Origin of the sequence: Streptomyces sp. NRRL WC-3742 (assembly GCF_000720635.1) — a bacterium.
Lineage (GTDB): Bacteria > Actinomycetota > Actinomycetes > Streptomycetales > Streptomycetaceae > Kitasatospora.
On the sequence record NZ_JOCF01000067.1, the window covers coordinates 68312 to 77446 of the forward strand.

At 71.9% G+C, this 9135-nt stretch carries 7 protein-coding genes; 1 reads left to right on the forward strand and 6 read right to left on the reverse strand.

The genetic code is table 11. The annotated features are described in order from the left end of the window. Nucleotides 1-48: 48 nt before the first annotated feature. The 6 genes from IH61_RS0130915 to acmA all read right to left on the reverse strand — a co-directional run bounded on the left by IH61_RS0130915 (nt 49) and on the right by acmA (nt 5105). Nucleotides 49-1734 carry a rhamnogalacturonan lyase B N-terminal domain-containing protein gene (locus tag IH61_RS0130915; RefSeq protein WP_031075876.1) on the reverse strand — a complete coding sequence of 562 codons (1686 nt, stop codon included), beginning with the start codon at nt 1732-1734 and terminating at the stop codon, nt 49-51. 213 nt (nt 1735-1947) lie between these two features. After that, nucleotides 1948-2580: a DUF6875 domain-containing protein gene (locus IH61_RS0130920; RefSeq protein ID WP_051838397.1), complete on the reverse strand. Its 633-nt coding sequence runs from the start codon at nt 2578-2580 to the stop codon at nt 1948-1950. A gap of 13 nt (nt 2581-2593) precedes the next feature. Further along, the gene (locus IH61_RS0130925) at nt 2594-3154 is read right to left on the reverse strand and encodes a hypothetical protein (RefSeq protein ID WP_158845455.1); all 561 of its coding nucleotides are present in this window, start codon (nt 3152-3154) and stop codon (nt 2594-2596) included. Between the two features lie 12 nt (nt 3155-3166). Then, a complete protein-coding gene (locus IH61_RS0130930) occupies nt 3167-3367 on the reverse strand; it encodes an MbtH family protein (protein ID WP_031075882.1) in 201 nt (66 codons plus the stop codon). Between the two features lie 86 nt (nt 3368-3453). Continuing rightward, nucleotides 3454-3690: an acyl carrier protein gene (locus IH61_RS0130935; RefSeq protein WP_037973571.1), complete on the reverse strand. Its 237-nt coding sequence runs from the start codon at nt 3688-3690 to the stop codon at nt 3454-3456. Then, on the reverse strand, nt 3687-5105 hold the full coding sequence (acmA, locus tag IH61_RS0130940) for a 3-hydroxy-4-methylanthranilate adenylyltransferase AcmA (RefSeq protein ID WP_078911522.1): 1419 nt from the start codon (nt 5103-5105) through the stop codon (nt 3687-3689). Before acmA ends, IH61_RS0130935 begins: the two co-directional genes overlap by 4 nt. A 442-nt stretch (nt 5106-5547) precedes the next feature. Here acmA and IH61_RS0130945 point away from each other — a divergent pair. Further along, the coding region (locus IH61_RS0130945; protein ID WP_158845460.1) for an amino acid adenylation domain-containing protein at nt 5548-9135 on the forward strand (3588 nt) is incomplete at its 3' end.

Below are 9135 nucleotides of genomic sequence, written 5' to 3' on the forward strand. Positions count from 1 at the left end.
CTCCGGTGGGGCCGCCCGTGGCTGGGGCGGCCCCACCGGGTGGCGGGGTCAGGGGAGCAGTTCGACGCAGTCGTAGGCGAAGCCCGGGCTGAGGAAGCGCGAGCCGCTGCTGCCGGAGGCGACGGTGATGGTGAGCGTGTTGGTCCCGGGCCGGAGGGCGGAGGCCGGGACGGTGAAGGTGTAGGTGTGGTTGTTGCCCCGGTAGGAGCCGACGGTGAGCGAGCGGGTACTCGGTTCGGGGTGGGGTGCGGGGACGGGTGAGGTCCAGTCGTTGAGCTGGATCCGGGGGCGGCCGTTGAGGAAGGCCGTGGTGATGCCGATGTTGAGGGTGCGCGGGTGGGCGGCCTGTTCCTCCGTCAGGTCGAAGGTGATGCGGCGGCCGTCGTTGACGTCCCGCCACTGGTAGGCGGGGAAGTCGGCGTCCGTGGACCGGCCCACGGTGAAGTCGCCGGTCCACGGGTCGGCGCGGACGTCCGAGGGGTGCGCGTGGGTGACCAGGTCGGCGTTGCGGAAGCCGGCCGGGGTGCCGTCCCAGCTGCCGATGCGCCAGATCGCCGGAGCCCGGCCCGGGTCGTCGGCGGGGGTGAGGGTGATGGTGTGCAGGGCGGTGGTGCTGCCGGGCTGGACGGTCACGGTGCCGGTGCGGACGGCGAGTTCGCCCTGGTACACCGTCCAGGTGTAGTCGCCGGGCAGCATCCGGCGGGCGATGTACGCGCCGCGGCTCGGCTCGGCGGTCGCCCAGTACTGGGCGTCGTCGTTGGCGAACCCGACGGTGTAGGAGAGGGCCGGGTTGCGGCCCGAGATGCCCACCCCGGCGACGGCTCCGCGGTCACCGTCGCCGACCCAGCCCTCCAGGCCGAGGTCGTCCACCCAGGAGGTGTCGATGCGGTCGTGCCACAGCTCCGGCGAGGGTGCGCCGCCGTCGGTGAAGGCGAGCACGTACGGCCCCTGGAGGCCGAAGCGCATCGGCTCGGTCTGGTTCTCGCCGTAGTAGAGGATCTCGTACAGGCCCGCGCCGTCCTCGTAGGAGTGGCGCATCAAGGAGCGGTAGAACGGCCCGCCGGACGCCTTCTCGTGGTTGCCGCGCACCATCCACAGGCCGACGCCGGGCTTGCTCCAGCCCACGTACCGGTAGTCGACGACCCGTTGGTTGGAGTAGTGCTTGGACCGGGTGGTGCCGTCGGGCCTGCGGCGCACGTCCTGGGCCTCGATGAGGACGTCCCGGGTGGCGTCCCAGGAGTCGGGGTCGGTGTTGGGGAAGAGGCCGGGGCGGACCCGCACGATGTAACGGGTGACGGTGATCGAGTCGTCCGCCTTGTCCGTCCACAGGTAGACGTTGTTCTCGCCCTCGCGTGCGGCGTAGTAGTGGCGCAGGGTGCCGTGGGCGACGCTGACCAGGACCGTCCGGCCGTATTGGGCGATGCCCACCGTGGACGGGCCTAGGCCGGATTCGACCTGGGAGTTCTTCCCGCCGTAGCCCTGGTACTCGATGCCCCGGTGGATCAGGGAGGTCAGGTCGCCGGTGCTCCTGCTGACCCGGAAGACCAGGTCGGCCCCGGTGTTCACGGTGTACTCACGGCCGTCGTCGGTGTAGCCGAACGTACCGCTCGCCGTGGTGGCGGCCTGCGCGCCGGACGGGACGGCGCCGACGCCGGCCGCTGCCCCGCCCAGGGCGATGCCCGCCGCTCCCGCCCGGGCCAGGAACCGGCGGCGGCTGGGACGATGCTTGCTCATGCTGCGAAGCTCCTCTTCGGTCCACGGAACGCGTACCGCGCCCTGCCAGTCGGTTGCCGCCCGGCCGTGAAAGGTTGCCGCGCCGGAGAAGTTTCTCGTGCGGTCTTCGGGAACGCCCCCGAGCCGGTCGGGCGACGGGCTCGCGGAGGGAGAGCGGACGAAGAGGCCGTCGTGCCGGGGGCGGCACGACGGCCCAACGGTGGGACCCCGGCTTCAGGAGCTGTGGCCGTACGCCCGCTCGGCTCGGCGGTAGAGGTCCAGCAGGGCCGGGTCCACCGCGGTGGCGTCCGGTCCGTAGAACTTGCCGAACTTCTCCCGGTACTGCCGGAACCAGTGCGGATGCTCGTGCAGGAAGAAGATGTCGTGCAGGGCGATGGCGCGGACGGCGAGGACGGGCACCGGCGCCTTGCTGACGACGAACCGGGGGTTGCGTGCCGCCGTGACCTCGCAGTTGCGGTGGAACTGGCCGATCATCAGCCCCCGGGCGACGAAGTCGTCCTTGACGCGGGCCTGGGCCAGGTCGAGCAGCGCGGTGTCCTCGTCGCGGAGGTCGGACAGCACGACCACGAGGGCGCGGAGCATCGGGTTGCGGCCCTGCCAGGAGAGCAGCTCGTACTCGCGCAGGCTGCTCCGCGCGACCTCCTCCAGGAGTTCGGCGGTGGGGTCCTGCCCGACCAGCCGGACGCGGACCTCCAGGGTGTTGTTCTTGCGGGAGGGCGCCACGAACGGGCAGATGGGGCCCGTCCGGCCGATCTCCGGGTGGCTCGCCGAGATGTACTCGGTCAGCCAGGCGTCGATCTCGGCCAGCGTGGACTCGATGGTGACGACGGATCCGGTGGGACTCATCACATGTCCGCCTTCAGCTCTTCACCGGCTCCGAGATGCGGTCGACGGCGACGCGTGCGAGCCGCTGGACCTCCGCGTGGTCCGGGATGCGCGTGTTGACGAAGGAGAGGACGTCCCCCTTGATCACGACCGCCCAGGCCGTCTCGATCCGGAAGTGGTCGACGGTGGACACCCAGCGCACGAGAACGCCGCCGTCCCCCAGGTCGAGCGGCTCCGACCCGGTCCTGGTGATGTCGAGCTGGACGCCGTCGTTGAGTTCCATCCGGTACCGGTGGCAGTCCTGCACCGCGTCCAGGAGCTCCTGGAACACCTGTCGGCACGCCAGGCCGCCGAACTGGGCGACGTGGTGGAAGACCACCGAGCCCACCGCGTTGGTGAACAGGGCCGAGCCGTGGTGCAGCGTCTCGGGGTGGGTGCCGCGGGTCAGCATGTTCGTCAGGTCGACGATGGACCGTCCGGCGGGGTCGCCGGAGACGAAGGCCGGATCGTAGGCGGCGCTCGGCTCCTCGCCGAAGAACGACTCCTCCAGGTCCTCCTCGGTCAGCAGCAGCCGCTGGAATGCGGTGTCGTCCATCATGTTCCTCTCCTATCGGCGCACGAGGCTGAGCGGGCGCATGTCGGTCCAGTGCGCCTCGATGTGGTCCAGGCAGGACTGGCGGTCGGTCTCGGCGAGCGCGACCGTCCAGCCCGCGGGCACCTCGGCGAAGGCGGGCCAGAGCGAGTACTGGCCCTCGGCGTTGACGAGCACGAGGTACCGGCCGTCGGGGTTCTCGAACGGGTTGGTCATGATCGCTCCTGGCGGATCGTGTGAACGGGGGCGAGACGGGTCGGGGCAGGTCGGGACGGGGCCGGGTACGGGCCCCGGCGCGGCGGTCAGCGCTCCGCGGGCAGCCCCGTCAGGTAGGCGTGGATGCCGTCGATCGAGGTGAACTGCTCCATGTCCTCGAAGTGCGGGTCGATGACCACGCCGTGCCGCTCCTCCAGCCCGTGCTGGAGGACGATCAGGGTGAACGAGTCCATCACCAGCTCCGCGTCGTCGGGGAACTGCTCGGGCGGGCCGAGGCCGGTGCCTTCGGCCAGGATCGCCCTGATGTCGTCCTTCGTGATCACGAGACCCCCTTGAGCCGTGCGGGCGGGGGCTGCGCCGACCGCTCCGAGGTGATGTGCCGGTGCATCAGTGCGCGGTCGCGGGCGAGCTTCCCCATCGAGTTGCGCGGCAGTTGCCGGGTGACGAAGAACCGCTTCGGGATCTTCACCGCGCTCAGCCGTTCCCGGCACCAGGCGGTGAGCTCGTCCGCGGTGAGGCCCTCGTCCCCGCCCACGAACGCCTCGATCGCGTCCTGGTGGGTCACCACCGCCTCCGCCACCCGCGGGTGGTCGAGCAGGGCGGCCTCGACCTCGGTGAGGTCCACCTTCAACCCGCCGACCACGACCAGCGAGTCGGAGCGGCCGAGGATGCTCAGCGCCCCGGTCGCCTCGTCCCGGGCGACCCGGTCGAAGGTCCGCAGCCAGCCGTCGCGGTAGCGGTCGGTGTGCTCGCCGTACAGGTAGGGCGAGCGGTCCATCCGGACCAGCAGTTCCTCACCGGCGACCTTCAGTTCGACTCCAGGCACCGGCGGCCCGATCTCCGGCGGGACGCACCGCCCGGACAGGTCCCCGGCGATCAGTCCGATCTCGGTGAGGCCGTAGACCTGGCAGATCGGCAGGCCGAAGGCCGCCTTGAACCGCTCGCGGGTCTCCTCCGGCACCCGCTCGCCGCCGGAGACGGCCAGCCGCAGCGGCAGCCGTTCGGGGCGGTCCGCGGTACGGGCCAGCAGGTCGTGGTGGACCGGCGTCCCGAACATCACGGACACCTCGGTCCGCGCCATCAGCCGCAGCACCTCGGCCGGGCGGAAGGTCGGCGGGACGACCAGCGTCGCCCCGGCCGCCAGCGCGTGCAGCACACCGGTCATCAGACCCATGTTGTGCATGACCGAGTTCAGCAGCAGCACCCGCTCACCGTGGCCCGGGGTGCCGGGAAGCGCGGCGTGCCGGTCGAGTTCGGCCAGCACGGACGCGGCCGGCCGGCCGATCACCTTGGGCCTGCCGGTCGAGCCGGAGCTGAACTGCACCAGGACGACGCCGTCCTCGGCCGGACGACCGCCCGCGAGCCGCCGGACCTCGAAGTCCGACTCCTGCCGGAATCCGGTCACCGGCCCACCGGCCCCTGCCGCCACCACCAGGAACTGCGGCCGCACACGCTCCACCAGGGGCTCGAACTCGGCCGGTTTCAGTCGGAAGTCGACCAGAACCACCTGGGCACCGCAGCTCCACAGGGCCAGCAGCACCTGGAGGTACGTGAAACTCGGCGTCATCCGCAGCAGCACCGAGCTGCCTTCGGAAATACCGCGCTCCCGAAATCGGAGCCGCAGTCCGGCGACTCCGGCGCGAAGCTCGCCCCGGGTGACCTGGGCAGCCGAGATCGCCCAGAGATCATCGTCATCCCCGCGCCCCAGCAGCTGTTCTCCCCACCATTTATCGGCCATACCAGCTTCCTCTTATGGGGAAATTCAGGTGGCTTCCAAATCCCGGAAGCCGGAAATTCTGACATTCGGCGACGGCGAAGCTAACACGCCGCGATGCGGCGGGCAAGGACGCCCGCGAGCAGCGCCCGCCGACCCAACAAGCCTCTGACCGGCCGTACTTCGCCGCTGTTCCGAGCCGGTGGCTCGAGCCGGTGTCCCGCCGGCGGGACACCGGCTCGAGCCACCCTTGACCCCTCCAGCACCCCAAGTTAGGTTGCCAACGACCTTGCTTTCGATCAGCTGCCGCCCGGCTCCGACGGCGTTCCGACCCGTCGCCGTAATGGCGGTCAGGCGCACCCATTCACGTCCTGCCGACCACCTCGCTCATCATTCCGAGCCTTCGCAGGATATTCACTTTTCGCTCTCCAGCCGTCCGTGCGGGGGAATCATCGGAGGTTGAAACGTGTTCGTCCGTCCTGGCGCCGAGCTGCCGCTCACGGCCGCGCAACGTGAGATCTGGATCGCCGAGCAACGACTGGGGAAAGAGAACCGGGTATTTCGGGTCGGCGAATACCTCGAGATCCACGGACAGGTCGATCCGGCGCTCTTCGACCGGGCCGTGCGGCTCGTCGTCGGCGAGGCGCAGGCGCTGCACGTGCGCTTCACCGAGGCGCACGGCGAGGTCCGGCAGGTGCTCCGGCCGCCCACCGACTGGGCGCCGGCCCTGGTCGACCTCAGCGCCGAGCCCGACCCCGGGGGAGCCGCCCGCGCCTGGCTGGCCGCCGCGGTCGCCCGGCCGATGGACCTCGCCCGGGACCACCTCTTCGATCACGCGCTGCTACGCCTGGGGGACGACCGCTGCTACTGGTACCAGGGCTACCACCACATCGTGATGGACGCCTTCGGCACCGTGCTGATCACCCGGCGGACGGCAGAGGTCTATACCGCACTCGCCGAGGGCAGGCCGGTGCCGCCGAGCCCCTTCGGTTCGCTGGACGACCTCCTGGCCGCCGATCAGAAGTACCGCGACTCCGAGGGATTCGCCGCCGACCGGGCGTACTGGACCGAGCGCTTCGCCGACCGCCCCGAGCCGACCGGGATCGTCGCCCGTCCGTCGACCACCCCGGACCACTACCTGCGCCGGACCGAGGACCTGGCCCCCGAGGAACTGGACGGGCTCCGCGAGGCCGCCCGCCGGGCCCGGGCGCCGTGGTCACACCTGGTGATCGCCGCGGCCGCCGTGTACCTGCACCGGATGACCGGCGCCACCGACGTGGTGCTCGGCCTGCCCGTCACCGCACGGCTGGACCAGCTCCAGCGACGGACCCCCGGCACCGCCTCCAACGTGCTCCCGCTGCGGCTGACCGTGCGGCCCGAGCTGACCCTGCGCCAGTTGCTGGCCCAGGTCTCCGCACGGGTCGTCGAACTGGGCCGGCACCAGCGCTACCGGGCCGAGGACCTCCAGCGGGACCTCGACCTGCCGGGCGGCCTGGGCACCTGGTACGCGCCCGTCGTCAACATCATGTCCTTCGACGCCGCACCGACCTTCGCCGGACTGCCCACCACCGCCCACGGCCTCTCCTCCGGACTGGTCGGCGACCTCACCTTCGCCGTGTGGGACCGCCGCGGCGGCACCGGGCTCACCGTCGACCTCAACGTCCACCCCGAACTCTGCCCCGAGCAGGAACTCGCCGCCCACCACAGGCGGCTGGTCAGCACGCTGCGGGCCGTCGCCTCGGACGGGATCGACGAACCGGTCGGCCGGATCGACCTGCTCACCGCCGAGGAGCGGCGCGCGCTGCTGGCCGGCCCCGAGGACGCTCCGTCGACCACCGAGGCGACTCTGCCGGAGCTGTTCCGGGCCCGGACGGCCGCCGATCCGGCCGCCGTGGCCGTGGTCTGCGACGAAACCTCCCTGACCTACCGGGAGTTGGACGAGCGGGCGAACCGGCTCGCCCGGCTGCTGATCGCCCGCGGCGCCGGCCCGGAACGGATCGTCGCCCTGGCCCTGCCGCGCTCCGTCGAGCTGGTCGTCGCCGTACTCGCCGTACTCAAGGCCGGAGCCGCCTACCTCCCGCTCGACCCCGAGTACCCGGCGAACCGGCTCGCCCACATGGTCACCGACGCCCGGCCCACCCTCGTCCTGACCACCACCGCCACCGAGGCGAAGCTGCCGGACGGGCACACCGCGCCCGTCCTCCGGCTGGACGATCCGGAGGCACTCGCCGCGCTGGCCAGGCAGCCCGCCCACGACCCCGCGGTCGGACTCCGCCCCGACCACCCCGCGTACGTCATCTACACCTCCGGCTCCACCGGCGTGCCCAAGGGCGTGGTCAACACCCACCGGAACGTCGTGCGGCTGTTCGACGCGACCCGCCCGTGGTTCGGTTTCGGCCCGGACGACGTGTGGACGCTGTTCCACTCCTACGCCTTCGACTTCTCCGTCTGGGAACTGTGGGGAGCCCTGCTGCACGGCGGCCGGCTGGTCGTGGTGCCCTACGACGTCGCGCGTTCCCCGCACGCCTTCCTGGACCTGATCGCCGACCGGGGCGTCACCGTCCTGAACCAAACCCCCTCCGCCTTCCACCAGTTGGCCCAAGCCGAGGCCGAGACCGAGGCCGAGACCGGGGCCGGGCCCGAGGCCGAGGCCGAGGCCGACCCTGGCCGTCCGCAGCGCCGACTCGCGCTACGGACGGTGGTCTTCGGCGGCGAGGCACTGCAACCGGCCCGGCTCGCCGAGTGGTACCGCCGGCACCCGGAGGACGCGCCGCTGCTGGTCAACATGTACGGCATCACCGAGACCACCGTGCACGTCACCCACCAGCCGCTCAGCCGTGACCGGGCCGCCGCGGGGGCGGCGAGCGTGATCGGCACCGGCATCCCCGACCTGCGGACCCATGTCCTGGACGGCGGGCTCCAGTTGGTACCGCCCGGTGCGGTCGGCGAACTGTACGTCGCGGGCCCGGGCCTGGCCCGTGGCTACCTGGGCCGGCCCGCCCTGACCGCCGAGCGCTTCGTCGCCGACCCCTACGGCGCGCCCGGCACCCGGATGTACCGCACCGGCGACCTGGTGCGCCGGAACCCGGACGGGGAGCTGGAGTTCGTCGGCCGCGCCGACCAGCAGGTCAAGGTCCGCGGCTTCCGCATCGAACTCGGCGAGGTGGAGGCTTCCCTCCTCGCACACCCGGATGTGGACCAGGCGAACGTGATCGTCCGCGAGGACCGGCCCGGCGATCTGCGCCTGGTCGCCTACGTCGTCGGCCGGGAGGCCCTGCGGCCCGAGCAGGTCCGGGAGTTCACGCGCGAGCGGCTGCCCGAGCACATGGTCCCGGCGGCCGTCGTCCAGCTGGAGCGGCTGCCCCTGACGCCCAACGGCAAGCTGGACCGCCTCGGCGTCGAGCTGGAGCTGCGCTCGCTGTTCGAGGGCCCGACCCCGGCCGCGGTGGCCGCCCGGCTGGACACCGCCGGGCCCGGCCGGCTGGCGCTCACGGTGCGGCAACGGCCACCGGTGATGCCGCTCTCCTCGGCGCAACGACGGCTCTGGTTCCTGAACACGATGCAGGGGCCCAGCGCCACCTACAACATCCCGCTCGTCCTCCGGCTCTCCGGGCGCCTGGACATCCCGGCGCTGCGCGCGGCGCTCGGGGACGTCGTGGGCCGGCACGAGAGCCTGCGGACGGTGTTCCCCGAGGTCGACGGCACGCCGTACCAGAGGGTGCTGCCGCCCGAAGCGGCGGCACCCCGGCTGACCGTCACCCCGATGAGCGAGGCCGGCCTGCCGGAGGCCCTCAAGGCGGGCGCCCGGTACGCCTTCGACCTCGCGGGTGAGCCGCCGCTGCGCGCGGAACTGTTCGAGCTGTCCGCGCGGGAACACGTCCTGCTGGTCGTCGCCCACCACATCGCGGCGGACGGCTGGTCGATGGAACCGCTGTCCCGCGAGCTGACCGAGGCGTACGCCGCCCGTGCTGAGGGCCACGCACCGCAGTGGGCGCCGCTGCCCGTCCAGTACGCCGACTACACCCTCTGGCAGAACGAGCTGCTCGGCGACCAG

What these genes read in the sequence shown, in the direction of transcription:
- IH61_RS0130920 (WP_051838397.1), bottom strand. Translation starts at nt 2,580, where the DNA reads ATGAGTCCCACCGGATCCGTCGTCACCATCGAGTCCACGCTGGCCGAG.
- IH61_RS0130915 (WP_031075876.1), bottom strand. Translation starts at nt 1,734, where the DNA reads ATGAGCAAGCATCGTCCCAGCCGCCGCCGGTTCCTGGCCCGGGCGGGA.
- IH61_RS0130925 (WP_158845455.1), bottom strand. Translation starts at nt 3,154, where the DNA reads ATGGACGACACCGCATTCCAGCGGCTGCTGCTGACCGAGGAGGACCTG.
- acmA (WP_078911522.1), bottom strand. Translation starts at nt 5,105, where the DNA reads ATGGCCGATAAATGGTGGGGAGAACAGCTGCTGGGGCGCGGGGATGAC.
- IH61_RS0130930 (WP_031075882.1), bottom strand. Translation starts at nt 3,367, where the DNA reads ATGACCAACCCGTTCGAGAACCCCGACGGCCGGTACCTCGTGCTCGTC.